Source organism: Hyphomicrobium sp. MC8b, from assembly GCF_905067615.1.
GTDB lineage: Bacteria > Pseudomonadota > Alphaproteobacteria > Rhizobiales > Hyphomicrobiaceae > Hyphomicrobium_B.
Map to the genome: position 1 here is coordinate 3,624,384 of NZ_LR898465.1, position 26,250 is coordinate 3,650,633.

The 26,250-nt window shown below is 61.9% G+C and carries 23 protein-coding genes and 1 pseudogene; 11 read left to right on the forward strand and 13 right to left on the reverse strand.

Features of this window, described 5'->3' with window-relative positions:
- Positions 1-107: 107 nt before the first annotated feature.
- From cobS to ACLB1Z_RS17490, 7 genes and pseudogenes are all read right to left on the reverse strand, one after another.
- Entirely contained in the window at positions 108-875 is a 768-nt protein-coding gene (cobS, locus tag ACLB1Z_RS17460; RefSeq protein WP_409560987.1) for an adenosylcobinamide-GDP ribazoletransferase, read from the reverse strand.
- Positions 872-1,918 carry a nicotinate-nucleotide--dimethylbenzimidazole phosphoribosyltransferase gene (gene cobT, locus ACLB1Z_RS17465; protein WP_409560988.1) on the reverse strand — a complete coding sequence of 349 codons (1,047 nt, stop codon included), beginning with the start codon at positions 1,916-1,918 and terminating at the stop codon, positions 872-874. The genes cobS and cobT overlap by 4 nt, the downstream gene beginning before the upstream one ends.
- The gene (gene glcF, locus ACLB1Z_RS17470) at positions 1,915-3,279 is read right to left on the reverse strand and encodes a glycolate oxidase subunit GlcF (RefSeq protein WP_409560989.1); all 1,365 of its coding nucleotides are present in this window, start codon (positions 3,277-3,279) and stop codon (positions 1,915-1,917) included. The genes cobT and glcF overlap by 4 nt, the downstream gene beginning before the upstream one ends.
- A gap of 26 nt (positions 3,280-3,305) precedes the next feature.
- Positions 3,306-4,529, reverse strand: a complete 1,224-nt coding sequence (locus ACLB1Z_RS17475; RefSeq protein ID WP_409560990.1) for an FAD-binding protein — start codon at positions 4,527-4,529, stop codon at positions 3,306-3,308.
- Positions 4,530-4,668: 139 nt separating this feature from the next.
- Positions 4,669-6,015, reverse strand: a pseudogene (locus ACLB1Z_RS17480) (FAD-binding oxidoreductase); the annotation flags it as partial.
- A gap of 662 nt (positions 6,016-6,677) precedes the next feature.
- Positions 6,678-8,060, reverse strand: a complete 1,383-nt coding sequence (locus tag ACLB1Z_RS17485) for a glutamate--cysteine ligase (protein ID WP_409560991.1) — start codon at positions 8,058-8,060, stop codon at positions 6,678-6,680.
- A gap of 100 nt (positions 8,061-8,160) precedes the next feature.
- Positions 8,161-8,907 carry a 16S rRNA (uracil(1498)-N(3))-methyltransferase gene (locus ACLB1Z_RS17490; protein ID WP_409560992.1) on the reverse strand — a complete coding sequence of 249 codons (747 nt, stop codon included), beginning with the start codon at positions 8,905-8,907 and terminating at the stop codon, positions 8,161-8,163.
- 122 nt (positions 8,908-9,029) lie between these two features.
- On the opposite strand from ACLB1Z_RS17490, the gene ubiA reads away from it, so the two are divergent.
- The 3 genes from ubiA to ACLB1Z_RS17505 all read left to right on the forward strand — a co-directional run bounded on the left by ubiA (position 9,030) and on the right by ACLB1Z_RS17505 (position 12,334).
- Positions 9,030-9,992 carry a 4-hydroxybenzoate octaprenyltransferase gene (gene ubiA, locus ACLB1Z_RS17495; protein ID WP_409563300.1) on the forward strand — a complete coding sequence of 321 codons (963 nt, stop codon included), beginning with the start codon at positions 9,030-9,032 and terminating at the stop codon, positions 9,990-9,992.
- A gap of 270 nt (positions 9,993-10,262) precedes the next feature.
- Entirely contained in the window at positions 10,263-10,526 is a 264-nt protein-coding gene (locus ACLB1Z_RS17500; RefSeq protein WP_013949425.1) for a DUF4170 domain-containing protein, read from the forward strand.
- The gene (locus ACLB1Z_RS17505; protein WP_409560993.1) at positions 10,523-12,334 is read left to right on the forward strand and encodes an ABC transporter ATP-binding protein; all 1,812 of its coding nucleotides are present in this window, start codon (positions 10,523-10,525) and stop codon (positions 12,332-12,334) included. The genes ACLB1Z_RS17500 and ACLB1Z_RS17505 overlap by 4 nt, the downstream gene beginning before the upstream one ends.
- A 33-nt stretch (positions 12,335-12,367) precedes the next feature.
- Here ACLB1Z_RS17505 and ACLB1Z_RS17510 read toward each other — a convergent pair whose 3' ends face one another.
- Entirely contained in the window at positions 12,368-12,979 is a 612-nt protein-coding gene (locus tag ACLB1Z_RS17510) for a fused DSP-PTPase phosphatase/NAD kinase-like protein (RefSeq protein ID WP_409560994.1), read from the reverse strand.
- A gap of 361 nt (positions 12,980-13,340) precedes the next feature.
- Between ACLB1Z_RS17510 and ACLB1Z_RS17515 the strand changes: the two genes are divergently transcribed.
- Positions 13,341-15,344, forward strand: a complete 2,004-nt coding sequence (locus ACLB1Z_RS17515) for a glycosyltransferase N-terminal domain-containing protein (protein WP_409560995.1) — start codon at positions 13,341-13,343, stop codon at positions 15,342-15,344.
- 3 nt (positions 15,345-15,347) lie between these two features.
- Complete coding sequence (gene lpxK / locus ACLB1Z_RS17520) at positions 15,348-16,376, forward strand: tetraacyldisaccharide 4'-kinase (RefSeq protein ID WP_409560996.1); 1,029 nt, start codon at positions 15,348-15,350, stop codon at positions 16,374-16,376.
- Positions 16,377-16,515: 139 nt separating this feature from the next.
- Here the strand turns inward: lpxK and ACLB1Z_RS17525 are convergent, their stop codons facing one another.
- Positions 16,516-16,761 carry a DUF2093 domain-containing protein gene (locus ACLB1Z_RS17525; protein WP_409560997.1) on the reverse strand — a complete coding sequence of 82 codons (246 nt, stop codon included), beginning with the start codon at positions 16,759-16,761 and terminating at the stop codon, positions 16,516-16,518.
- Between the two features lie 91 nt (positions 16,762-16,852).
- The gene (xseA, locus tag ACLB1Z_RS17530) at positions 16,853-18,463 is read right to left on the reverse strand and encodes an exodeoxyribonuclease VII large subunit (protein WP_409560998.1); all 1,611 of its coding nucleotides are present in this window, start codon (positions 18,461-18,463) and stop codon (positions 16,853-16,855) included.
- On the opposite strand from xseA, the gene purD reads away from it, so the two are divergent.
- Both purD and ACLB1Z_RS17540 read left to right on the forward strand, forming a co-directional pair.
- Positions 18,425-19,702, forward strand: coding sequence for a phosphoribosylamine--glycine ligase (gene purD / locus ACLB1Z_RS17535; protein WP_409560999.1), 1,278 nt, complete (start codon positions 18,425-18,427; stop codon positions 19,700-19,702). The two genes, xseA and purD, sit on opposite strands and share 39 nt — an antisense overlap.
- A 26-nt stretch (positions 19,703-19,728) precedes the next feature.
- The gene (locus ACLB1Z_RS17540; RefSeq protein ID WP_409561000.1) at positions 19,729-20,712 is read left to right on the forward strand and encodes a patatin-like phospholipase family protein; all 984 of its coding nucleotides are present in this window, start codon (positions 19,729-19,731) and stop codon (positions 20,710-20,712) included.
- Between the two features lie 127 nt (positions 20,713-20,839).
- Here ACLB1Z_RS17540 and ACLB1Z_RS17545 read toward each other — a convergent pair whose 3' ends face one another.
- The gene (locus ACLB1Z_RS17545) at positions 20,840-21,301 is read right to left on the reverse strand and encodes a nucleoside deaminase (RefSeq protein ID WP_409561001.1); all 462 of its coding nucleotides are present in this window, start codon (positions 21,299-21,301) and stop codon (positions 20,840-20,842) included.
- A 212-nt stretch (positions 21,302-21,513) separates the two neighbouring features.
- On the opposite strand from ACLB1Z_RS17545, the gene ACLB1Z_RS17550 reads away from it, so the two are divergent.
- Together ACLB1Z_RS17550 and rsmD are read left to right on the forward strand one after the other, a co-directional pair.
- Positions 21,514-22,311 (forward strand): pseudouridine synthase, encoded by a 798-nt coding sequence (locus ACLB1Z_RS17550; protein WP_409561002.1) that lies wholly within the window; start codon positions 21,514-21,516, stop codon positions 22,309-22,311.
- Positions 22,308-22,874 carry a 16S rRNA (guanine(966)-N(2))-methyltransferase RsmD gene (gene rsmD, locus ACLB1Z_RS17555; protein WP_409561003.1) on the forward strand — a complete coding sequence of 189 codons (567 nt, stop codon included), beginning with the start codon at positions 22,308-22,310 and terminating at the stop codon, positions 22,872-22,874. Before ACLB1Z_RS17550 ends, rsmD begins: the two co-directional genes overlap by 4 nt.
- A 4-nt stretch (positions 22,875-22,878) precedes the next feature.
- Here rsmD and ACLB1Z_RS17560 read toward each other — a convergent pair whose 3' ends face one another.
- A complete protein-coding gene (locus ACLB1Z_RS17560; protein WP_409561004.1) occupies positions 22,879-23,439 on the reverse strand; it encodes a DUF2239 family protein in 561 nt (186 codons plus the stop codon).
- Positions 23,440-23,511: 72 nt separating this feature from the next.
- A complete protein-coding gene (locus ACLB1Z_RS17565; protein WP_409561005.1) occupies positions 23,512-24,801 on the reverse strand; it encodes a sugar MFS transporter in 1,290 nt (429 codons plus the stop codon).
- A gap of 381 nt (positions 24,802-25,182) precedes the next feature.
- Here ACLB1Z_RS17565 and ACLB1Z_RS17570 point away from each other — a divergent pair, with 381 nt between their 5' ends.
- Positions 25,183-25,455, forward strand: a complete 273-nt coding sequence (locus tag ACLB1Z_RS17570; protein WP_409561006.1) for a hypothetical protein — start codon at positions 25,183-25,185, stop codon at positions 25,453-25,455.
- Between the two features lie 153 nt (positions 25,456-25,608).
- Positions 25,609-26,097 (forward strand): bacterioferritin, encoded by a 489-nt coding sequence (bfr, locus tag ACLB1Z_RS17575; RefSeq protein ID WP_013949443.1) that lies wholly within the window; start codon positions 25,609-25,611, stop codon positions 26,095-26,097.
- The last annotated feature ends 153 nt before the right edge of the window (positions 26,098-26,250 follow it).

The window sequence follows — 26,250 nt, forward strand, 5'->3', positions numbered from 1 at the left end:
CATCGCGGCGAGAATGCGCCGTGTGAACGACATTCATTTAAATGAGAACTACGGCTTTGCCTCGTGCCAATTTGGATCAGCAGATCTGCGCGGGGCGGACAAGATGATCAGCCGGCGCCTGCGATTACGGCGGCGGCAACAGCCAGGAACGCAGTCTCGTAAACCTGCTCGACGGCGCCCAGCACGTCGCCGGTATAACCGCCGATCTTGCGTTGCGCGAGGATCGCAATCACGGCCGCGGCGGTGAAAGCGACAACGGTTGCCGCGAAGAAAGCTGCGATGCTCATAACGAACGGCCCGACGGTGAGGCCCGTCACGATCGCGACGATGAGTTCGCCCCGCGTCATCCGGACCGGCGAGCGGCTGACTTTGACGTTATCGCCGCCGGCATAAGGGAGAAATGCCAGCGCTAGCACCGCGGCGAGGCGGCCACCCGCATAAGCGGCGATCAACGCGCCGATAACAGCGACCGGCCCGATGGCGGCAAGCGACGTTCCTTTCAGTGCGAGAACGGCAATGAGCGCGAGGACGCCATAGGTGCCGATGCGGCTGTCCTTCATGATTTCGAGGCGGCGCTCGACGTTCGACCCGCCGCCGAAAGCATCGACCGTGTCAGCAAGTCCGTCTTCATGCAGCGCGCCGGTCAGCAGCACCGACGCGACGAGGCCGATGACGACGGCGACCGATGCGGGAAAGACAACAGTAGCCGCGAGCATGACAAGGCCGACGGTCGCGCCAATGAGCGCGCCGACAAGCGGCATATATTTTGCCGAGCGCGGCAGCCAATCCTCGGGAAAAGGAATGATCTGCTTTACCTGGATGCGCGTCAGAAATTGCAGAGCGATGAGGAAAAACCGAACCTCATGCGCGATCATTCGGGATGTTCGCCCGGCAGATCGGCCATCTCGCGCAGCATCAATTCCGCGCCCCGAATGATCGGCACGGCAAGGGCCGCGCCCGTCCCTTCGCCAAGCCGCATCTCCAGTTCGAGCAGCGGTTTAACGTGCAGATGACGGAGTAATGCAGCGTGGCCGGGTTCAGCCGAGCAATGGGCGAAGACACAGTTGTCGAGCGTGCCCGGATAAAGCGCTTCCGCGGCAATGGCGCCCGCCGTCGAGATAAAGCCATCGACGACGATCACCCGACCCGCTTGTGCCGCCGCCGTCATGGCGCCTGCCATCATGACGATTTCGAAACCGCCGAACTGACGGAGGACTTCGAAGGTGCGGCCCGCTTCAGTCGACGGTGCGATGGCGGCGCGATCAATCGTTTCCGTCAGCACCTGATATTTGTGATCGAGGCCGAGGGCGGGCGCGCCTGCGCCGGGGCCGACCAATGTTCTGAGATCGAGGCCTGTCAGGGCATGCGCGATCAGCGACGCCGAACTCGTATTGCCGATACCGATTTCACCGTAGCCGACGATGCCGACATTTTCGGTGCCTAGGCGTGCATCGAGAACGCGGCCTGCGTCGAGCGCAGCGGTGCATTCTTCAACCGACATTGCCGGTTCGCGGCGCGCGTTTTTCGTGCCGGGGCCGATGCGGCGCTCCGTCAATAATTCATGCGGCGGCAGCGGTTCGAGCAGTCCGGCATCGACGAGTTCAACGCCGATGCCAGCCGCGCGCGCGAGCACGTTGACGCCAGCGGAGCCCAAGAGAACGAACTTCGCGATCTCGCGGGAGACGACGGAGGGATATGCCGTCACGCCTTCGGCCGTGATGCCGTGATCGGCGGCGAAGACCACGATCTTTGCATTGCCTAGGTCGGGCGCCGTCGATCCGGCGATCAGGCCGATCTGCAGGGCGAGCTCTTCGAGCCGTCCGAGCGAGCCGACCGGCTTGGCCTTGCCGCGGATGTGGGCCTTCAGCTTGTCGCTTAAAAGCTCGCGGGATTTGGTAACTTGGGGTGCGGTGGTCATGCGCCGATATAATCCTCAACTGTGTTCTTCGGCTGCGGAACGTCTGTCGAATACTTTTCGAGCGCTTCGAGGCCGGGTGGAACTGGGCCGCCGTGCGCCCAATCGAGCAGCTCGATCGTATGCACGACCGGAACCTCAAGAGCCGTCCCGAGCTGCGTGATGCAACCGATGTTGCCGGCCGCCACAACGTCGGGCTTCAACGACTTGATGTGACCGGCCTTGCGATCCCGTAGCGCGCCTGCGATCTCCGGCTGAACAATATTGTAGATGCCCGCCGAGCCGCAACATAGATGCGCTTCCGGAACGTCAAGAACGGTAAATCCAGCCTTCTTCAACAGCGCTTTCGGTTGGGTCGTCACGCGCTGACCGTGCTGCAATGAACAGGCGGCGTGATACGCGACCTTAAGCCTCGACCAACGCTTCGGAGCGCCGATGTCGTACTGATCTAGGAATTCCGTCACGTCCTTAGTCATCGACGAGATGGTTTTAGCCCGCTCGGCGTAGTCGGGCTCGTGCTTCAACAGGTGGCCGTAGTCTTTCACCGTCGTGCCGCAGCCCGACGTGTTGATGATGATGGCGTCGACGCCGCCCTTGGCGATTTCCTTGCTCCAGGCATCGACGTTGATCTTGGCCGCTGCGATCGCCTTTTCCTCCTGGCCGATGTGCTGGCTCAAGGCGCCGCAGCACGCCGCGCCCGCTGAGACGACGACATCGACGCCGCCACGCGCAAACAGCCGGATCGTCGCGTCGTTGATCTCGGGCCGCAGCACCTGCTGGGCACAGCCGGCGAGCATGATGACGCGGCCGGTTCGTACGCCTGTCGGCGACGCTGTGCCAGGACCTTTGAAGCGTCCGGCGTTCGGACTTTGCTGAGGCGCCAGCTCGACCATTGCGGCGAGTTCGGGAAAGTTCAGCTTGCGCAGCGTCGGCGCCAGACGACGGCCGAGCGGGGCTGCGCGTAACGCCCAGCGGAAGCGGCGCGGATGCGGCAGGATTTCTGTCAAGGCGCGGCGGATGAGGCGATCCTTCAGGCTACGATGCCCGGTCTTCTCGATATGCTTTCGCGCCACTTCAACCAGATGCATGTAATCGACGCCCGATGGGCAGGTCGTCATGCAAGAGAAGCACGAAAGACAGCGATCGATGTGCGTCGAGATTTCGGGCTTCGCGTCGAGGCCTTTCTCAAGCATGTCCTTGATGGCGTAGATGCGGCCGCGCGGGCTGTCGCGCTCGTCACCCAGCACGACGTAGGTCGGGCAGGTCGCCGTGCAGAAACCGCAATGGACGCAACGGCGCAGGATGCGCTCGGCCTCCTTCACATCCGGATCGTTGAGTTGCTCTGGCTTGAAATTGGTTTGCATCGCGCCTGACTGCCGGGCTTATTTTTCTAGAAACTGGCGTACATGCGGCCGCGATTGAGAAGGCCCGCCGGATCGAACGCCGACTTGATGCCACGTGTCAATCGCTCGATTTCGGGCTTCAGCGGTTCGAACACATCGACGCTGCTGCGAACCTCGGGTTCGGCACGGATCAAGGTTGCATGACCGTCGCGAACGGCGACGGCGCGGCGCACGTCGGCAGCGCCTGCGTCCGCGGCGGCTGGGACTTCGAGCCAGATCATGCCGCCCGACCAATCGTAGAAGGCAACGGCTGGCATGAATTTCTGAATCGCGAAGACGATCTCGGCGGCTTTCGTGGGCAATGACGAAATGCGCCACAACGCCGTCTCGGTCGAGAAAGGCATGATCGACAGCGCGCGAAATTCGCTCCAGAGACCGAACGAATGTTCGGAATCGAGTTCGACTGGCGCGCCGTAGACCTTCAGCGCAGCTTTCAGCTTTTCCTTGCGCTCGTCGATGGTGGCCGCAAACGTTTCAAGTCGCAGCAGCGTCAATGACTGGTCAAGGCCTCTCAGCTTCGGCGTTCGGAGGCGCGCGGCACAGTTCTTCGGAAGATGGACGGCGCCGGAAACCTCCAGCGGCGTATTCAGCGCGACGTTCAGCGCTTCGATGGCGAGATCGTCAGGCAGGCCGACAAACGCCAACGTCTGCATCGTTTGCGGGATCGGCGCGACCTTAAACGTCAGTTCCGTCATAACGGCGAGGGTGCCCCAACTTCCGGTCAGGCCGCGCGCGACGTCCAATCCTGTGACGTTCTTCATCACGCGTCCGCCCGACTTAAACAGCTCGCCGCGACCGTTGACGGCGCGCACGCCCAAGAGGTTATCGCGCGCGCTACCAGCCGAAATACGGCGAGAGCCGGAGAAGTTCGTAGCGAAGACGCCGCCGATCGACAGCGCGCCTCCTGGAGCCCCCGTCGCCGGACCGAGGTCGATCGGCTCAAACGCCAGCATCTGGCCGCGCGCTGCCAACACTGCTTCGATCTCGTAAAGCGGCGTGCCGGAGCGCGCCGACATGACAAGTTCGGTCGGCTCGTAGAGCGTGATGCCTTTCAGGCCCGACGTCGTCAGTACGACATCGGATTTCGCGACGCGGCCGGTGTTGCGAAGCGCGCCATGACCTACCACTTCGATGCCGCGCTGCTCGCGCACGAGCTTGGCGATCATGGATTGCAATTCCCACTCGGCGGCGGGACGCCAAAGTTCGCTCACAGCCAATGATCTCCTAGGCGGCCTCGGGCGCGCTTGCGGCATTTCCGGTGCGCATGACGTCGGTATAGGCGAGCGGGAAAACCTTCGCCTGGTTGAGCCGCCACGTCGGGTCGAAGACGGTTTTAACGCGCATCTGGACCATCAGATCCGTCTGCGAAAATTGCGTCGCCATCAGCTCGCGCTTCTCGATGCCGACGCCATGCTCACCCGTGAGACAGCCGCCGAGTTCGACGCAGAGCTTCAGGATAGCTTCTCCCGCCAGTTCGGCCTTGTCGGCCTGTTCGGGATCGTTGGCGTCGTAGAGAACGAGCGGATGCAGATTTCCGTCACCGGCGTGGAAGATGTTGGCAACCTTCAGGCCGTATTCGGCGCAGATCTGGTTGATACGCGTCAAGCAGTGCGGAAGCTGCCCGAGCGGAATGGTGCCGTCCATGCAAAGGTAATCGGCGACGCGGCCAATGGCGCCGAACGCCGCCTTACGGCCCGCCCAGATGCGGGCGCTTTGCTCGGGATCGGCGCTGATTTTCACGGTCTTGGGATCGAAGCGCGCGGCGATTTCGGCGACGCGGCCTAAGAGGATGCCGATTTCACTTTCGGAGCCTTCCACTTCGACGATGAGCAAAGCTTCAACGTCGAGTGGGTAACCAGCGCCCGCGAATGCTTCGCAAACTTCGATGGCCGCGCGATCCATGTATTCGATGGCGACCGGAATGATGCCGGCGGCGATGATGGCCGACACGCAACTGCCTGCCGCTTCCGGCGAGCGGAAGCCGATCATCATCGGCCGAGCCCCTTCCGGTGCGGGCACGAGCTTCACCGTCGCCTCGGTTATGACGCCGAGCTGACCTTCAGATCCGATGACGTAGCTCAACAGATCATAGCCGTTGCGTTCGAGCGTCGTGCCGCCGATCTCGACGATGGTGCCATCGATCAGGACCATCTTGACGCCGAGGATGTTGTGCGTCGTGACGCCGTACTTCAGGCAGTGCGCACCACCAGAGTTCATCGCGATGTTGCCTGCTAGGGAACAGGCCAATTGCGACGACGGGTCCGGCGCGTAGAAGAAACCTTGCTTGGAGACCTGCGCCGTAATCTGCAGATTGGTAATGCCGGCTTCGACACGCGCGATGCGATTGGCGCCATCGATCTCGATGACGCGGTTCATCTTCGAGATGCAGAGAACGATAGAATCTTCCGTCGGCAGCGAGCCGCCGCAGAGCGATGTTCCGGCGCCGCGCGGAATGACTTTGACGTCATTCTCGTGGCAGAACTTCAGGATCTTGGAGACTTCCTCGGTGGTGCGCGGCAGCACGACGAGCATCGGCACGCGGCGGTAGGCAGTGAAGGCATCCGTCTCGTAGGCGCGGCGGCCTTCCTCGTCGAGGATCAGAAGGTCTTTGCCGACGCGCGCTTTCAAGCCTTCCACCAGGATCGGCAAGCGGCGGATGACGCCGGCATCGGGCTCAGGCAGCTCGATATGCGGCATCGTCTTTCGTCTCCACGTTGGTCTTCAGGGTGCTGTTTCGAGGTCGCGGACGGCAGCCTTTGGCGCCGCTCAACAGCGTTAAGCATCCTCGCACGTGTGTCCGCGACCGGCAATATGGCCGCACGCCAGCGACCACAGCCATTGATGGGTCAGCGAAAGCTGCCCCAACGCCCGGTTCCGCCGAGCCAGCGCGGACCTCTCGGGTCGCGGAAATCGCGTGGCGGGCCGCGTCGCTCCGGCGGCTCCCTCATTTCCGGCGGCGGAGGAGGGCCGCGGTGATCACGGAAATCGTCAGGTCCCCGGCCTTCGCGAATGCCACGATTGAACCGCCCGGCGGAGAAACACTGGCTGATGCAGGCTTGCAGTTGTGCGTCGCAGCGCGGCGTATACAAAAGCTTGGTCGCCATGCGGCAGGCGTTGTGCTGCGAGCGGCACGCTATGGCACAAGGGTCGGCCTTCGCTGCGTTTCCGGCAAAGGCGAAGAAGATCAGGACAGCCAGAACAGCCATCCCCCCCATCCTCATCGATGCCAACCGCAACCGCGACACGTACCGCCTCCTCAAACCTGGCCTAGGTGCTGGGCGGCTGGTCCTAAGCAAACCGGGGAGGCTAATGCGGCGACCATGAACACGCGCTGAACCGCACGCTGTCGAGGCGCGCGGTCAGAACGCAAGCTCTTCGAAAATATGATCAATATTGTTCTGCCATTCCCCCGAATAGCGCCGAAGCAACTCATCAGAAACCGTCTGGCCATTGCCGGCAATTTTCTCAAGCGGCGCCAGATAGATCGTTTCGTCCTGATTCTTAGCGTTGATGCGACGCCGATTTTTGAGACCGGTGCGCGAAATGCGCAATACCCGCAACGCCAACGTCCTTACCGTCTCGGTACGAAACAGGGTCGCGAGCCCTGTTTTCGGGACGCCGACACGCAGAGCTTCGCGTTCGTCTTCGCTCCAATCGCGAACCAGCTCCCAGGCCTGATCGAGCGCGTCGTCGTCATAAAGGATTCCGGTCCAGAACGCGGGAAGCGCGGTGATCGTCCCCCAGCGTCCACCATCCGCACCACGCATTTCTAGAAAACGTTTGAGGCGAACTTCCGGAAAAAGCGTGGTGAGATGATCCGCCCAGTCGTCGATGGTTGGCAGTTCGCCTTCGAAGCCCTTCAGGCGGCCCGCCATGAAATCGCGGAACGAAGACCCAGCGACGTCGATGTAATTGCCGTCGCGGTAGACGAAATACATCGGCACATCGAGGGCATAATCGACGTAACGCTCGTAGCCCATACCGTCTTCGAATGCGAAGGGCAGCATGCCGGTGCGCCGCTTGTCGGTATCGAGCCAGACGGCGCTACGCATCGACTGATAACCGTTCGGCTTGCCTTCGGTGAAGGGCGAAGACGCAAATAGCGCCGTTGCAATTGGCTGTAGCGCCAGTGAGACGCGCAGCTTTTTCACCATGTCGGCTTCGGAGGCGAAATCGAGGTTCACCTGAATGGTCGCGGTCCGGAACATCATGTCGAGACCACGGCTGCCGACCGTCGGCATGTAGTGCGCCATGACCTGATAGCGCTTCTTCGGCATCATCGGGATCTCATCGAGACGCCACTTCGGCGTGAAGCCGACGCCGAGAAAACCGATAGCGAGATCTTCGCCGACGCGGAGGACTTCGCGCAGGTGCTCGTCCGTTTCGTCCGCGGTCTCATGCAGCGTTTCGAGCGGCTGGCCGGAAAGCTCGAACTGGCCGCCGGGCTCCAGGCTGATCGTGCCACCCTTCTCGCCCTCAGGCCGCTTCAAGGCGATGATGTTGTCGCCTTCCTTGATGGCGACCCAACCATAGCGCTGGATGAGCGCTTCCATCAGCGCGCGGATGCCATCCGAACCGCCGTAAGGCACCGGCTTCAGCGTGACGGTGCGAAAGACGAATTTCTCGTGCTCGGTGCCAATACGCCAATCGACCTTCGGCTTCTCGCCCGCCGCGATCCAGCGCACGAGATCGTCGCGCGTCTCAATCGCCGCGCTGGCAGCACCTTGTTCTCGTGTCGACATGCCCGAGCGGCCCAGCTTCCTATTCCGACGCGGGCAGACCCGCAGCTTGAGCCTTATGGCGAGGTGCGAGGGGGACGGCAATAGGTTCGGCTGCGTCACCCTAGTCGCGGCGCCAATCCCCAAGTGTGGCATTGACAAGCGCCAGAACTGCGACGGCAGCGGTGTCGGCGCGCATGATTCTCGGGCCGAGCGACAGCGGCGTCACGAATGTCTTGCTGACGAGGCGCTCACGCTCGCGCGGCGAAAACCCGCCTTCCGGACCGACCAGGATGGCGAGCGGACCCGGTTCAAGCTTTTGCAGCGTGGCAATAGGGTCGTTTTCCTGATCCTGCTCATCACAAAACACGATGCGTCGGCTGGCGTCCCAGGCATCCAAAACGTCGTCGAGCCTGACTGGCGTCTGAACTTCGGGTACTCGAAGGACGCCGCACTGCTCGGCCGCCTCGATGACGTTGGCCTGCATCCGCTCGCCATTAACCCTCTCGGCGATGGTCCGCTCCGTGATCACAGGCCGCAGCCGAGCGACCCCCATCTCGGTTGCCTTCTGGACCATGTAATCGAGCCGGGATCGCTTAAGCGGAGCGAAAAGATAATCGACGTCCGGGCCGCTTTCCTGCGGCCGCGCTTGATCGTCGACGGTCAGAGCACCGCCGCGCTTGTGGGTTTCGCTGAGGGTCGCAACCCACTCACCGTTCCGGCCGTTGAAGACCAAGAGCCGGGCGCCGAGCTTCAGCCGCAATACCGCCGTCAGGTAATGGGCTTGCGCGGGCTCCAGCTCGACGCGCCCGCCCGGGGCGAGATCGGCGTCAACAAACAGTCGTTCTGAGGTCAAGTCTCTGATGGCCATGATGCGGTCTTATCGAAGCCGCGCGCGCAGTCAAATTCATCGCAATCGGATGGTCGTGTTGCTTCGATGACGGAGGCCGGATAGGTCTTGCGGATTAGGCTAAGGAGAAACTGAAGTTGACGATGGGTGCCGCGATTTCGCCCGAGCCGCCAGCAAGTGTTGCCGATGCACCGCCGAAAAACTGGGTCGATCACTGGGCGCCGGAATCCTGGCGGCCGTTCCTTCGGCTTGGGCGATTCGATCGCCCGATCGGCATGTGGCTGCTGCTTTTCCCCTGCCTTTGGTCGCAAGCGCTGGCGCAGGTGAACTCAGGCGACCACTATCCCGATCTCACCTATGTCCTGCTGTTCGCCATCGGTGCGCTGGCGATGCGCGCCTCGGGCTGCGCCTATAACGATTACGTCGACCGCGATATCGACGCCCGCGTGCAACGAACGGCCAGCCGGCCGCTGGCGTCCGGGCAGATCGCACCGGCGGCTGCGCTTGCGTTCATCATCATCTCGGCCCTAGTCGGCCTCGCCGTGCTCGTGCAGTTCAATAGCTTCACGATCTGGCTGGCGATCGCGTCGCTGCTGATCGTTGCTGTTTATCCGTTCGCGAAACGGGTGACGTCTTATCCACAGATCGTTCTCGGGCTGGCGTTCAACTGGGGGGCGCTCGTCGGCTGGGCGGCGATCAAAGGTTCGATCGGGCTGCCTGCCCTGGCGCTCTATGCGGGCTGCGTGTTCTGGACGGTCGGTTACGACACGATCTATGCGCATCAGGACAAGGAAGACGACGCGCTCCTCGGGCTGGGCTCGACGGCGTTGAAGTTCGGCGAGGACACGGTTTCTTTCGTCGGCGGCATGTATGCACTGGCGGGCGTGATGTGGCTCGTTGCGGGTGCGCTCGCGGGCGCCCACCTCGTTTACTTCCTCGCCGTGGTTTTGGTTTTCCTGCAGATGTCGTGGCAGGTCTCGACGCTCGATATCGACGATCCGGCCAATTGCCTGCGCCGCTTCAAGTCCAATCGCGACGTCGGGCTGGCGCTGCTCGCGGGGCTTGTCGCGGATATGGCCCTATCGTGGTTCGCGGGCCTTAGCTGAATGCAAAAAAATAACGCGGCGTGAGAAGGGACACCTCACGCCGCGCTATTCGGTCTCACTGTTGACTTTTCGAGCCGCTCAAGACGGGCATTGATTGTCATCCTGGCAGAATTTTCTTCCGATCGGCTTAATAAATAGCGTAAACAAATACTTATTCTGAATTCGCGACTTTCCCGGGCCATGGCGGACGGTTTGCGCCGTTGACGGTCCTGGAACGACGCGGTTTCTAGGAATCTCGCGGGAGCAACCTTCAGGAGTCGACAGCCGTCCATGTCCAAGTCCACATCTTCACCCGAGTCTGCGCCTCAGCTTCTGCACCTCGTGTTCGGCGGTGAACTGAAAACCCTCAACGGCCACGAATTCCGCGAACCCGACAGTCTGGATGTCGTCGGCATCTTCCCCGACTATCCGTCAGCTTATGCTGCGTGGAAAAGCGCGGCCCAGCGCTCCGTCGACAACGCCATGATGCGCTATTTCGTTGTTCCGCTGCATCGGATGCTCGACTTCTCACAGCCGACAACTGCCGCGACGTGACGGATCTCCTGAAGAAAGCCGAGAAGAAACCGCGGCCGAAGCTCCGGCTCGATGCCGCTTCGCGCGCGCTGCTTGCGCGGTTCGTGCGCGATTGGGTATGGCCGCGTCGCTGGCAGCTCGCCTGGACGCTTTTCCTCACGACCTGCCTTGCCGCCGTCACGGGCGGCTATCCGGGCGTCATCAAGAAATCGTTCGATCTGTTGATGGGCGGCAAGCCCGGCGCCCTCCCCTACGTTCTGGTTGCCATCGTCGGAATCACGCTCGCGCGTGCGACGTTGCTGTTTCTGCAGGCGGTCGCGACAAGCCGGTTTGTGCTGCGCATGACATCGGACATGCAGAAGATAGCGTTCCGACATCTCATCAACGCCGATTTCGCGCGCCTCTCTCGCGAGACGCCGGGACGGCTGATGTCGCGACTGACGAACGATATCGGCTTCATTCAGAGCGCGCTGACGGCGACGCTGAACTCGATCTTCCGCGATACGTTTTCGGTCATCGCGCTCGTCATTGCGATGCTTTATCTCGACTGGGCGATGACGCTCATCGTGCTGGGCGTCTATCCGCTGGCCGCCATTCCCGTTGCCTCGATCAGTCATCGGCTGCGTCGCGTCGCCAAGCAGACGCAAAGCGGCCTCGGCGACATGACATCGCTGCTGACTGAGAAGCTTTCCGGCGCCCGGCTGATCAAATCGTTTCAGCTCGAAAACTATGCCGCTGACCGGCTCGATTCGATGTTCGAGCAGATCTATTCGCTGCGGATGAAGTCCGTCCGGACGCGGGCGCGGATGGATCCGATCCTTGAGGTTCTGGGCGGCATCGCGATTGCGGGCGTCGTGGGCTTCGCATATTTGCGCATTTCGCAGGGCATATCCTCAGTCGGCGATTTCATGGGTTTCGTGACGGCGCTGATGATGGCCGCGCAGCCGATCAAATCGCTTGGCAATCTAACGGGTCGCCTGCAGGAAGGCCTTGCCGCCGCGGAAAGTTTCTACGGCCTGATCGACGAACTGCCGTCGATCACGGACAAGCCCGGCGCCAAGACGCTTGCTATTTCAAAAGGCGAAATCGCGTTCCGCAACGTCTCGTTCGCCTACGACAAGACATCCGAGGAACGGGCCGTGCATGGATTCACGCTCGACGTGCCGGGCGGATCGACGATCGCGCTCGTGGGCCGCTCCGGCGCCGGAAAATCGACGATCATCAATCTCGTGCCCCGGCTCTTTGACGCGACGGAAGGGCAGATCCTGATCGACGGCCAGGACGTCATGGATGTCACGCTCAAATCGCTGCGCGATCAGATCGCGATCGTCAGTCAGGACATCACGCTTTTCGACGATACGATCGAAGCGAACATCCGCCTCGGGCGGCTCGGCGCGAGCGAGGCCGATATCATCGAAGCTGCGAAGGCCGCTGCCGCGCACGACTTCATCATGACGCTGCCCGACGGCTACAAGACGATCATCGGCGATCGCGGCAGCCGACTTTCTGGCGGACAGCGTCAGCGTTTGGCGTTAGCGCGCGCGATCCTGAAGAATGCGCCGATCCTGCTGCTCGACGAAGCGACGAGCGCGCTCGATAACGAGAGCGAGCAGCTCGTGCAGGAAGCGCTGGCGAAATTCACCCGCTCGCGCACGACGCTCGTCATCGCGCATCGGCTTTCAACGGTACAGAATGCCGACGTCATTTGCGTGATGGACGGCGGCCGCATCGTCGAACGCGGCAGGCATTCGGAATTGATTGCGCGAAACGGTTCTTATGCGCGGCTTAACCGCTCGGCGAGTGGTCCGCAGGCGATGATCGCCAATTGATATCGCATAATGCCGATGCCAGCCGGCGCGAAGTTACTCGCGGCGAAGGATGCCGTTGACGAGGCGGTTGGCCCACCCGCGCGCCTTGAACGTCGTGCTGACCTCGCGGGCGTCATAAACAGTGTTGACCCAATCCCAGAAGCCGATGCCTGTCTGTGCCTCGGCTTCGAGATAACGATCGAAGACCGCATCGATCACTCCGGTGTCGGCACTCCGGATGTGTCCGTAGCGAAACGAAAGCTGGTCAACGGCTTCGCGAATCGGAACACCGTCGTGGATATGACGCACCATGACGCTCATCAGACCGGCGCGGTCGGCACCCGACTTGCAGTGCACCAGAATCGGAAATTCGACCTTTTCTAGCAGATCCTTGATCGACTGGAACTCGGCGCGCGTCGGCGCGGCGCGCGAACGCAGCCGCAAATCCGCGAGGGCGATGCCGTGGCGCGTGCACGCCCGCTGCTCCAGCCAGCGCGTCCCGAAAGACTGCTCAGGCCCGCGTAGATTGACGACGGTTCGGATTCCTCGCCGCGCGGCCCAGGAAATGTGATGTGGAGCAGGTTGTGCGGAACGCCAGACGTCTTTGGAGATATGATGGCGATTGTTATATAGGATGCGAACGATGCCATAATCGATAAATAGCATCTCAGCGTAACAAAGCGCTGGCGCAAATCTAGAACGCATCCAAGGTGGCGAGGCGTGCACTGCATTATGCAATAGCGCACCGCTCTTGCGTCGCAATCCGCGTTTTGCCTGCTTAAGGAGGCTTGCCATCAGGAGTTGTCTCGATGCTCCCGATTAGCGGGCAGCCCTTCTGCTATGATTTCACCAGCGACGGCTCGGGGGGTCATGTTCGTTTACAAAACGCCATAAAAAGCCACGCCCGTTCGCAATTGAACTTGCTAGTTATTCGCTATAGCAACGTGCTGCAAGGGGCTTGAAGAACCACGTCCTGCGTCGCGCACAACCTTCCGCTTACCTCACAATTAAGGCAGCCCCTGCTCGCATGGCCAAAATCAATAAGCAGCTTATGCGGCTAGGCGGACAAACCGCTGCTCGTATCATTCGGCTCGTTGCTCAATCCTCGACCGTTATCCACGAACCGCCGGACCTGATGAAGCGTCTTAGCGAGGCGCATCCGTGCATTGCGGCGTGTTGGCACGGCCAGTTCATGATGGTTGCGACGCTGCGGCCGGAGAATGTGAAAATTGCCGCAATGGTGGCACGCCACGGCGACGCGGAAATCATTAGCGAAACGCTCCAGGCCATCGACGTTCAGCTGATTCGCGGCGCAGGCGCGGGCTACCGAAAAAAGGATCGCGGCGGGGCATCGGCGCTCAGATCGTCGTTGCAAGCTCTTGAGGAAGGCTCATCGGTCGTCATGACCGCGGACGTGCCGCCGGGACCGGCGCGGGAGGCGGGCGCCGGCATCATCGCGATCGCGAAAATGTCGGGACGCCCGATCGTGCCTGTTGCCGTTGCGACGAACCGGTTCGCATCCTTCGATACTTGGAGCAGGCTGACGATCAATCTGCCGTTCTCGCGGTTAGCAGCGGTCGCCGGTGATCCCATCACTGTTCCGAGCACAGCGACGGCCGAGGATGTGGAAGCCAAGCGTCTCGAACTTGAGACTGCGCTCAATGCCGCTACTCTGAGGGCTTACGAACTTGCGGGGGCCGATATCACACGGGCAACGCCACTCGATGTGCTCGCTGCGGAGACACCTCCGGCGCCGGGGATGGCTCTGAAAACCTATCGCCTTGGAACGGCGGTGTTGCGACCGGCCGTGCCAATGCTGCTGAACTTGCGCGGCAAGCGCGGCAAGGAAGATCCGGACCGGCGCGGCGAGCGGCTGGGCTTCGCGGGCAGGCCGCGGCCCGAAGGCCAGGTCGTGTGGATACATGCCGCGAGCGTCGGCGAGACGAACGCCATCCTGCCGTTGATCGACAGCATTCTCGGGGCAAATCCGCACGTTCATGTTCTTCTGACGTCGGGCACCAGGACGTCGGCCGAGATCGCCGCCAACCGGCTGCCGGAGCGCGCTGTGCACCAATACGTGCCGCTCGACGTGCCGCAATACGTGAAGCGCTTTCTCGATCACTGGAAGCCGTCGCTGGCGATTTTCACGGAATCGGACATCTGGCCCAATCTCATTCTGGGCACGTCGGAGCGTCATATTCCACTGGTGCTCGTCAATGCGCGCATGTCGCCGCGCAGTATCCGCCGCTGGCGGAAATACGCCGCTGTCGGACGGCCGCTGTTCTCGCGCTTCGCTGCCGTGCTGGCGCAGAACTCGCAGATCGCGCGCGCTGTGAAATGGCTCGGCGCGCCGAACGTCATCACGGCCGGCAACCTCAAGATCGATGCACCGCCGCCGCCTGTCGATGCCGCCACGTTGGCGTCGTTGCGCAACGCTGTCGGGCAACGACCGCTGTTTCTCGCCGCGAGCACGCACCCGGGCGAAGACGCGATGATCGCCGCGGCGCATTCGCTGATCCGCCGCGAGATCGACGGCCTACTGACGATCATCGTACCGCGGCACCCCGAGCGCGGCAGCGGGCTTGCCGCTACGCTCGGCGGCCTGGGCCTCAGGACGCAACTTCGCACGCGCTCGGCGGCACCAGAGAGCGACACGGAAATCTATATTGCCGACACGATCGGCGAGCTTGGCGCGTTCTATTCGATTTCGCCGGTGGCGCTCGTCGGCGGATCGCTGGTGGAACATGGCGGCCAAAATCCGATTGAAGCCGTGCGGCTTGGTTCGTGTGTGCTGACGGGGCCGTTCGTCTATAATTTCCGTGATGCTTATTCCGCTCTGTTCCGCGAAGGGGGTGCGGTCGAGGTCCGTTCGTCCGATGACATCGCAAAGCAAGTGACAATGCTGCTCGAAGATCAATCGGCGGCGAAACGCATGCGCCACGGCGCGGACCTTGCGCTACAATCATTGAGCGGCGCGCTGGCGAAAACGGTCGGCGCCATTCAGCCCCTGCTCGAAAAGAAGCAGGCCTGAGCCGTGCCCGTCTCGGAACCGAGATGGTGGTACGAGGCGGGCGGGACATGGAAGGCATCGCTGCTTTCCCCCATCGCCGCTATCGTCGGCGCCATTGCACGGCGACGCATTCTTAATGCCAGGCCTTACCGCTCGTCCCTGCCCGTCATCTGTGTCGGTAACTTCACGGCAGGTGGGTCAGGCAAGACGCCGCTGGCGCTGCTGCTGGCGAACATCATCGCCGCGGAAGGCCGAGAGCCGTGGTTTCTGTCGCGCGGCTACGGCGGCAAGCTTGAAGGTCCGCTTCGCCTCGATCCGGAACATCATAGCGCGGGAGACGTCGGTGACGAGCCGTTGCTGCTCGCGCGCGCATTTCCGGCGGTCATCGCCCGCGACCGCCGTCAGGGCGCGAAGATGATTGAAGCGATGGCATCCGCCAACGCCGTCATCATCATGGACGACGGGTTGCAGAACCCGGCGCTGGCGAAGGATCTTTCGATTGCTGTCGTCGATGCCAAACGGGGGTTTGGCAACGGCCGCGTTATTCCGGCCGGACCGCTGCGCGCGCCACTGGCCGTGCAAGCACCGCTGGTGCAGTTGGTGATGCTGATGGGCGGCGCGGCGGACGCCGACAATCCCGCCGTGCGAATGATCCGCAATTTGACGGAAGTGCCGATCATCGCCGCACGGACGCAAGCTGACGAAACCGCCGCCCGCTTTCGCGGTCGAAGGGTCGTGGCCTTCGCTGGCATTGCCAATCCGGAACGGTTTTTTTCGACACTGGAACAGACGGGCGCGAATATCGTTGCGAAGCGGGCATTTGCCGATCATCACCCGTTCAGCGAGGCAGAGGCGCGCGGCCTTCTCGATGATGCCGAGCGTCTCGGCGCGATGCTCGTGACGACGGAAAAGGATCACGCCCGGATTGGCAATCGCTCAGGATTTTGTGCCGATCTCAAAAAGCGTTCGGAAACGCTGGCCATTGCGACGGTGATCGAAGGCGACGGCCTTGAAATTTTACGGCAATCATTGCGCGCTGCGCTCGGCCGGTGATGTTAAAGTCTGCTGACTTCGGTTCCGTCATGCCGACGAAGGTCGGCACCCAGTCAAGCACCCGCATGCGTAGAGTCTCGATTTGCCTGGATCCCGGCCTGCGCCGGGATGACGACGGGGGAGAAACTGGAAAGCTGGCTCAGCCGGGCTGGGCGTCGTCGTTTTCCTTGGCTTTCAGCTCAAGGTAGCGCTGCACCGAAATTTCCGGCGACGCGTAGGCTTCCTGGGCGTCGACGCTCCAATAACGCAGATCCGGCAGGGTGATCGGCTGGCCCGTCACGGCACAGCGCACGAAGTCGCCGGGAGACAGGACTTCGAATTCGCCATCCAGGTAGCGAATTTTAGCTTCGTTGCGCAGACCAAAAAATTTCTCGATGCGGTTCATTCGTTTCCGAGCCGTAATCCCGTTCTGCCGCCGATATCATCTGCAATCGGATAATCCGGGCGGATGCGAACTATAATCTACTTCAAGCCTTTTAAAATAGTGAGCCTTGCCCGCCTCGCCCACTCGACTTTTGTCGCGGCGTTTTAACTTTGCTCGGCGTCGGATTGGAAACGTCAGGCGTTGCGGAGGATACGTCGGAGCCGTTTACCGTGGCGCCGACCCGGCCGTCGGAAAACTCAATATTCAAAACGTCGCCAGCAACGAGAGAGGCGGCTTGACGCACCATATGCCCCGCTTCATTGCGCACGAGGGCAAAGCCGCGAGACAGAACGCTCTGATAGCCCAAGGACTTGAGCAGCGCCGCACGGCCTTCGAGAACGCGGCGGCTCACCGCGACGCGATTGAGTAAAGCCCGTCCGGCGCGGCGCTCCAGGCCATCGAGCCGCTCGGCACATCTGGAATGCTTCTGAACTATCGGTGAGGGCGACAGGCGGCCGCTGACGCGGGCGAGCCTGGTTGCATGGGCGCGGGTGTTGGCCAGCAGCGCGCGGGACAATCGGCGGTCGGCGGCATCGAAACGCTGCCGCGGCAAGGCGACCAGATCCTGAAGCTTCGGCAGGCCACGCGCCGAAGCCTTCAGGTGCGTGCGGGCGCTTTCAATGGCGCGACGCACAGCCGTTCGCTTGCGCAGCATCAGCTTTTCGACGTTTTCGATCAGCTCGGAATACTTCGGCACTGCCCATTCGGCGGCCTTCGTCGGAGTTGGCGCGCGAGCGTCGGCGACGAGGTCGATCAAGGTCCAATCGGTTTCGTGACCGACAGCAGAGATGAGCGGAATTGTACTTTCGGCAACGGCGCGCACGACGATCTCTTCGTTGAAGCTCCAGAGATCTTCGAGGCTGCCGCCACCGCGCGCGACGATCAGCACGTCGGGGCGCGGGATAGCGCCATCGGCTTCAAGCGCGTTGAATCCACGAATAGCGGCGGCGACCTCGGCAGCGCTGCCTTCGCCTTGCACACGCACCGGCCAAAGCAGGACACGCGTCGGGAAACGCTCGTTGAAGCCGTGCAGCATGTCACGGATGACGGCGCCGGTCGGCGACGTCACGATGCCAACGATCTTCGGCAAAAACGGACGCGGCCGCTTGCGGTCTTCGTCGAATAAACCCTCAGCGGCGAACTTGCGCTTGCGTTCTTCCAAGAGCGCCATCAGCGCGCCAGCGCCGGCCGGTTCCAGCGCTTCAATGACGATCTGATATTTCGAAGAGCCGGGGAACGTCGTGATCTTGCCCTGCGCGACGACTTCCATGCCTTCTTCAGGCTTGAAACGCAGGCGGCCGAACGTGCCTTTCCAGACGACGGCCTCGATCTTTGCTTTGTCATCCTTCAGGGCAAAATAGCAGTGGCCGGACGCGTGCGGCCCGCGATAGCCCGAGATTTCGCCGCGAAGGCGCACATAGCCGAAGCCATCTTCCAGCGCGCGCTTGATGGCGCCCGACAGCTCGGAAACCGAAAATTCGGGCGCATTGGCGCCGGAGCGGGATTCGCGCGTGTTTGGAATGGAATTCAAGAGTTTACCGTTCTCTTTCGCGGTCTTGCTTGTTTCGCCGCCGATGCTACACGGGGATGCTACACTGACAACCGGATTGCAACAGGCGACCTGATGAATGTCCTTCTTCTCGGCTCCGGCGGCCGCGAGCATGCGCTCGCCTGGGCGTTGAGCGCGAGCCCCCTCTTGACGAAACTCTTCTGCGCGCCGGGCAACGCCGGAATTGCCGAGGTGGCGCAATGCATTCCGCTCGATCCTGCGAACCAGGACAGCATCATTGAATTCTGCCGCGATGAGCGCATCGAGCTCGTGGTAATCGGGCCGGAAGCGCCGCTCGTGGCCGGATTGGGAGACGCGCTCGGTGATGCCGGCATCCGGTATTTCGGGCCGACGAAAAGCGCGGCGCAACTCGAAGGGTCAAAAGGCTTCACCAAAGATCTTTGCCGTAAAGCCGGTATTCCGACAGCGGCTTATGGCCGTTTCATGGATCTCGACGCGGCGAAAACGTATCTCGCATCGCAGAGCGTTCCGATCGTGATCAAAGCGGACGGACTTGCGGCCGGTAAAGGCGTCGTCATTGCGGAAACGCGCGCCGATGCTGAGGCGGCCGTCGAAGCGTGTCTTGGAGGCGCATTCGGTGCAGCGGGCGCCGAAGTCGTCATCGAGGAATTTCTGGTCGGCGAAGAAGCGAGCTTCTTCGCACTTTGCGATGGCGTCACGGCGCTGCCGCTTGCATCGGCGCAGGATCACAAGCGTGTCGGCGACGGCGACACCGGACCCAATACGGGCGGCATGGGGGCCTATTCGCCTGCGCCCGTCATGACGGCTGAAATGACCGAACACGTCATGACCGAGATCATCAACCCGACGGTCAAGGAAATGGCGGCGCGCGGCATGCCGTTCAAGGGCGTTTTGTTTGCAGGCCTGATGATTACCGCAACGGGGCCGAAGCTCATCGAATACAATGTGCGTTTTGGCGATCCCGAGACACAGGTTTTGATGATGCGGCTCAAATCCGATCTGCTGGCGGCGCTTCTTGCGACGGCGGACGGCGTGCTCAAAACCTTCGACATGCGCTGGAGCGACGACGCGGCCTTGACGGTCGTGATGGCTGCAAACGGCTATCCGGGCACGCCGCAGAAAGGCACTGAGATCAAAGGGCTCGATCTTGCGAAAGCCGTCCCGAATGTCGAAATCTTCCATGCCGGAACGCGCCGCGACGGGGACCGCATCATCGCCGATGGCGGCCGCGTTCTGAACGTCACGGGTCGCGGCAAGACGGTGAAGGACGCGCGCGATGCCGCTTATGCGGCGATCGCCAAGATCGACTGGCCAGGCGGCTTTTATCGCAAGGACATCGGCTGGCGCGCGCTGGAACGGCAGAAGACGTAAGCGGGATTATCGGACAACAGCTGGGCATGGCGAGGACACTGGAAACGTCTGCGGGCAACGGCAAGCTCCCGGCGCACAAGCCGACAATCGGTTTGGCGCTTGGCGGCGGCGGGGCGCGCGGTCTTGCCCATATCGCCATGCTCGAAGCCTTCGATGAACTCGGGATCAAACCGAGCGTCATCGCCGGAACATCTATCGGCGCGGTCTACGGCGCGGCGTATGCGTCGGGCATTCGGGGCCGCGAATTGCGTGAGCATACGCGCTATATCCTGTCGCAGCGGTTCGGGCTCATTCGCGATCTGTTCGTGCGTCGCGCGCAGCCGTTCTCGCAGTTTCTGAGCCTTTTCGGTGCGCGTAACGCCATTCTCGATCCGCTGGCCGTGCTCGACATGATCCTTCCGAATGACGTGAAGGAAACGTTCGATCAATGCGAAATACCGCTGAAGATCGTGGCGTCCGATTTCTACGATCAGGAACAGAAGGTCTTCACGGATGGGCGGCTTCGTCCGGCGGTTGCGGCGAGCATGGCGCTGCCGGTTATTTTCCAGCCAGTTATTCAGGAAGGCCGTGCGCTGATCGACGGCGGCCTGACCAATCCGTTGCCCTTCGATCTGTTGCTGCCTGAAGCGGACATCGTCGTCGCCATTGACGTTTCGGGTGCGCCTGTGCCCGATCCGAGGCGCGTGGCGCCGACCGCGTTCTCGGCGCTCTTTTCGAGCGCGTTTCTGTTCGAGCGGACGATCATCAAAGAGAAGCTCAAGACGCGGCAGCCGGACATTCTGATCTATTCGGGAACGAGCCAGTTCCAGGTGCTCGATTTCCTCAAATGCGACGATATCCTTACTGCCGCCGAGCCCGCAAAAGAGCGTCTTAAGCAACAGCTTTCGCGCGTGCTGTCGGTCGAGACGCTGCCGGTGCTCGAGGGCAGCGACATCGAGGTGCGCACGATCCAGCGTCCTGAACGGCGCAAACGCCGCCTGCTGCCGCGTAGCCGCAAGGGGCAGCAGTAAAGCTCGCTTCAACACCGTCATCCCGGCGCAGGCCGGGATCCAGACAAATCGAGACACCGCCCTACGGATAGTTGACTGGGTGCCGACCTTCGTCGGCATGACGGTGGGTATGGAGGCAAAAGACGCCTCAATCCCGCCGGGCAGCGAAGAAATCTCTCAGCAGCGCGCTTGCCTCGGCTTCGGCCAAGCCGGGGTAGATTTCGGGGGCGTGGTGGCACGTCGGTTGGCTGAAGATGCGGGCGCCCTGCTCAATGCCGCCGCCCTTCGGGTCGCTGGCGGCGTAATAGAGCCGCTTCACGCGTGCGAACGAGATCGCGGCGGCGCACATCGGACAGGGTTCGAGCGTGACGTAAAGGCTGCAGCCAACGAGGCGCTCGTCGGCCAATTCGGCGCAGGCGGCGCGGATAGCGAGCACTTCAGCGTGAGCGGTCGGGTCGTTCAGCTCGCGGGTGCGATTACCGGCGCTGGCGAGAATCCGACCGTCTGCCGCGACGACGACGGCCCCAATCGGCACCTCGCCGCGGGCAGCTGCCGCTTCCGCTTCGGAAAGCGCGCGTGCCATATGGCTTACGGCGTCCTTCGATGTCATAAGCTCGCTTCGCTCCTCATAGCTCGAATCTGATGATGTCCAACGCACCACGATCCAGGCCCAAACCCTCCGGACCGAAACCGTCAGGCCCAAAAGCGTCTGGCCCAAAGGCGTCTGGCCCAAAGGCGTCTGGCCCGAGACAGTCCGGGCCAAAGCGCTCCAAGCCGCCGGAACCGGCCGCCGTGCCTCCGCCCGCGAACCGCGACGGGCCGATGCGCATCGCAAAAGCGATGGCGCGCGCAGGGCTCTGCTCGCGCCGAGAGGCCGAACGCTGGATTGCCGATGGGCGCGTCAGCGTCAACGGCAAGCTGCTGAGGACGCCGGCCATTGAAGTCAAACCCGGTGATAAGGTGATCGTCGACGGCAAGCCGCTGCCTTCGGCCGAGCCGCCGCAGCTTTGGCGTTACCACAAGCCGAAGGGCATCGTCACGACGCATTCGGACCCGGAAGGCCGCCCGACGGTGTTCGACAAGCTGCCGCCCGAGATGCCGCGCGTGATCTCCGTCGGGCGGCTCGATTTCAATACGGAAGGTTTGCTGCTCTTAACCAATGACGGCGCGCTGGCGCGGCATCTCGAGCTTCCGGCAAATGGCTGGGTGCGGCGCTACCGGGTCCGCGCCAAAGGCCGCGTTTCGCCCGACGATCTCGCCAAACTTAAGGACGGTGTCACCATCGACGGCGTGAACTACGGCCCGGTCGAAGCGCAGGTCGATAGCGTGCAAGGCGCCAATACGTGGCTGACGATTGCGATCCGCGAAGGCAAGAACCGCGAAGTGCGCAACGTGCTTTCGCATCTGGGCTTGACGGTGAACCGACTGATCCGCGTCTCGTTCGGGCCGTTTCAGCTTCTCGATCTACAGCCGGGGGCCGTCGAAGCCGTTCGCCGCAAGGTGCTGATCGCACAGCTTGGACCGCGCACGTCCGAAGCGCTCGGGCTTTCGGAAAGCCAGGCACAGCGCAAAGAACGCCACGCACGCGGCAAGGCGGCGAGCGAGGCCGACGACAGATGAGAGTTGTCGCCGGACGGTTTCGAGGCCGGGCTTTGCAGGCGCCGGACGATATGAGCGTTCGCCCAACGTCCGACCGGGTGCGCGAGAGTGTTTTCAACATTTTGACCCACGGCATCGAGGGTTTTTCGCTGAACGGCGCGCGCGTGATTGATCTCTTCGCCGGAACGGGCGCGCTCGGCATCGAGGCAGTGTCGCGCGGGGCAGCGTATTGCCTGTTCGTCGAGGAGGCACCGGACGCCAGGGCGCTGATCCGCAAGAACGTCGAAGCCATGGGCCTCACGGGCGAAACGCGCATCTTCCGGCGCGATGCGACCGATCTTGGGCCAGCCGGCAATATGGAGCCGTACGAGCTCGCGTTTCTCGATCCGCCTTACGGCAAAGGCCTTGGCGAGAAAGCGCTGGCCGGACTTGCCGAGGGCAAATGGCTGACGCCCGGCGCGATCTGCATGCTGGAAGAACGCGCCGGAACGGACGTCGTTATTCCGGCGGCGTTCGAACTGCTCGATACGCGGACCTACGGCGACACCGACGTGCGATTTTTGAAGTTCGCAGCGACGGCGTGATCCGTCAGGCGAATGCGCCTTCGGCCAGCCCAAGCGCATACGCGCGGACGTCTTTGGGCCAGCTTTCGATCTGCGCCGCGAAGCGCTCTGCGTCGCCAGCGAAAAGCGCGCGGCTCGCTTCCTCGAAGCCCGGCAGATTGCCCGCCATCGCGGACATGAACCGGTAGACTCGCTCCCGTGCGACGCGCGGCGTCTCGGTGGCCGCCGTGGTGCGCCGTGCCTCGTCGACGAGCTTGCGGATTGCAACCGACGCGCCGCCCGGCTGTTTGGCAAGCCAATCCCAATGCCGCGGCAGCAGCGTCACCTCGCGGGCGACGACGCCGAGTTTCGGGCGGCCCGGGCCGCGGCTGACGTCTGACGCCGGTGCTGATGGCGGACTTGCAGCGGGCTGCTCGCCGCTGTCGCGCAAATCCAAATCAGTCTGATTGCCGGTGGCATCATCGAAGACGAGCAACGACGCCTGCGGCTGGCGCTCGAGGTGCTTCTTGATGGCTTTGATTACGCAGGCGCGCGTGCCGGACGCAAAGCGGTGGCTGCCGTCGAAGGCGCTGAAGGAGTCGGTCATTTCGGTATTCCCAATTGTGATTGGGATGAATATTACCCGGATTAAAACCGCGGTCAATATACCCGGATAAAATTAAATGGGTTGGGCCAATGACGCTGCGGATTTCGCCCGCCATCCGGCCACACCGTAAAACAGGATGTAGAGGTAGCTCGGCACGGCCAGCAGCAGGTATGCCAGCTGAAAATCAACGTGCTCCTTCAGCAGACCGAACGCGTAGGGCATCAGCGCGCCGCCCGAGATCGCCATGATGAGGAAGGCCGAGCCGGTTTCGGTGTGGCTGCCGAGACCGCGGATCGCAAGCGGGAAGATCGCGGGCCACATCATGGCGTTGGCGAAGCCCAGCGCGGCAATGAAGGTGACGGACGTGTACCCGCTGGTCAGGTACGCGCCGACCGTTAGGATGACGCCCAGCGCAGCAGACACCGCCAGATAGCTTTGCTGCGAAATGAAGCGCGGAATGACGAGCAGACCGGCGACATAACCGATCAGCATGGCAAAGAGCGTGTATGAGGTGAACAGCCGCGTCGCCGAGATGGGCAGGCCGAAGCCCGCGCCGTAGAGGCCGATGGCATCGCCCGCCATCACCTCGACGCCGACGTAGAGAAACAGGCACACGACGCCGAGCCAGAGATGCGGCACGGCAAAGACGCTTCGCATCTCTCCGCTGTTGACTGCGGGTTCCGGCCGGACATCCGGCAATTTCGAGCGCGCAATCCAAACACCGAGCAGCGCGAGCATCAGCGCCATCAACAGATAGGGCGCGTGGACGCGCGCGGCGAAGGCATCCAGAAGGGCTTCTCGCGCCTCATGTGTCGGCGCCTTGGCGACGTCGGTGTCGAATGTCTCGACGTCTTTCAGCACGAGCGCCGCGAAGATGAACGGCGCGATGACGCCCGCGAGCTTATGGCAGATGCCCATCACCGCAATGCGTCGCGCGGCGCTTTCATGAGGACCGATGATGCAGACGTAGGGGTTCGACGCCGTCTGCAACAGAGACAGGCCTGCGCCGGTGATAAACAGCCCCGCCAGCGCACCTGTATAATCGCGCATCGTGGTGAACTGACCGAACAGCACCGAGCCCGCCGCCATGATGTAGAGGCCAAGCGCCATCCCCTGTTTCATTCCGGTGCGCCGCAGAATGGCGGACGCGGGCAGCGCCAAGAAGAAATACGACAGATAGAACGCCATCGGCACGAGGAAGGCGTTGACGTCGTCGAGGGTGAAGGCGAGTTTGACGAAAGTGATGAGCGGGCCATTCAGCCACGTCACGAACCCGAAGATGAAGAACAGCAGGCCGATCGTCAGGATACCTCTGACGCCGCCAGTGCTGCCTGGGGATATCTCCGGACCCCTATTATTCAAATCCCACTCCAAGGGCCGTCTTTTGCTGCGCCGACGCCATTCACCAGGGGCGTAGCGCTAAGACATGCTAGCAGCTTGAGAATCCCCATTTTCTCGTCAAAGTTAGCAGATCCGGCGACGCGGCGCCGCACCTATCGAAAGCGCGAAAATGCACGCATTTCTGCACGGAAGCTTTTGATTTTCGCGAACTGGCGTACTATGTCGAACGCATGAAAAAGGGCGCTTGACGAAAGTATACTTTTTCTGAAAACTACTAGCCGATAACCCGACTGGGTATCCGATGCCGGGGCCTTGAACCCCGTTTGATTGGAGCCGCAATTGATCGTTTGTTCGTGCGCCGTAATCACTGATCGCGACATTGATGTTGCGGTTTCCGAAATAATGAGCACAGGTCCGGCCATTCTGCCGACTCCTGGCGTGGTTTTTCGCCATCTCAACAAGAAGATGAACTGCTGCCGCTGCGCGCCGCTGACGGTTTCGGCCATTTATGCCGCCATGGACCGGCTTGAGACGACCACGCGCGTCTGTCCGTTTGCACTGGCTGAAGCGCGCGCACGCCTCATCCGCATCGAAGAGCGCCGTGAGCGCCGCCAGCGCCGGATCGACGCGGAAATTGCAGAACGTCGTGCCCAGAGACGCCGCGCAATCGCGTAACACTCTGAAAAATTTGGTGCCTTTGCGAAGGCGCGAGAAATCTCGCAAGCCTCTGGTTAAACTCGCTCTAATCCGTTAGTTGTCTACTTTAGAATGTTTCTGGATTTCCAGGACGGAAGCATTCAGAGACAACATTCGGCACGGAGCGGCGCCATGAAGGGCAATAAAGACGTCATCACCCGTCTCAATGAGGCATTGAAGCTCGAACTGGGCGCCATCAACCAGTACTGGTTGCATTATCGCCTCCTGGACAACTGGGGTTTCAAGAAGCTCGCCAAGAAAGAGCGCAAGGAATCGATCGAGGAAATGGAGCACGCGGATCGCCTGATCGACCGCATCATCTTCCTCGATGGCCACCCGAACCTCCAGCACGTCGCGCCGCTGATGATCGGTGAGAACCTCAAGGAAGTTCTGGAATGCGATCTCAAGGGTGAGAACATCGCCCGCGATCATTACAAAAAGTCGCGCGAGATCTGCCGCGACGTCGGCGACTACGTGACGATGCTGCTGTTTGAGGACCTTCTGAAAGACGAAGAAGGTCATATCGACTTCCTCGAAACGCAGCTCGACCTTCTCTCCAAGATTGGTGTCGAGAACTACGGCCAGCTCAACGCTGAGCCCGCAAGCGACGACGATCACTGATAATTTGGCGCTTGCGACACGCGTTCCGCGCGCCGGCCGCAAGCGCATACCTTCCCACTTGTCATCCTCGGGCTTGTCCCGAGGATCCATTTCGCACCAACCTCAATGCAGGATGGCCCCCTCGGCATAAAGCCGAGTATGACAAACTTTGCA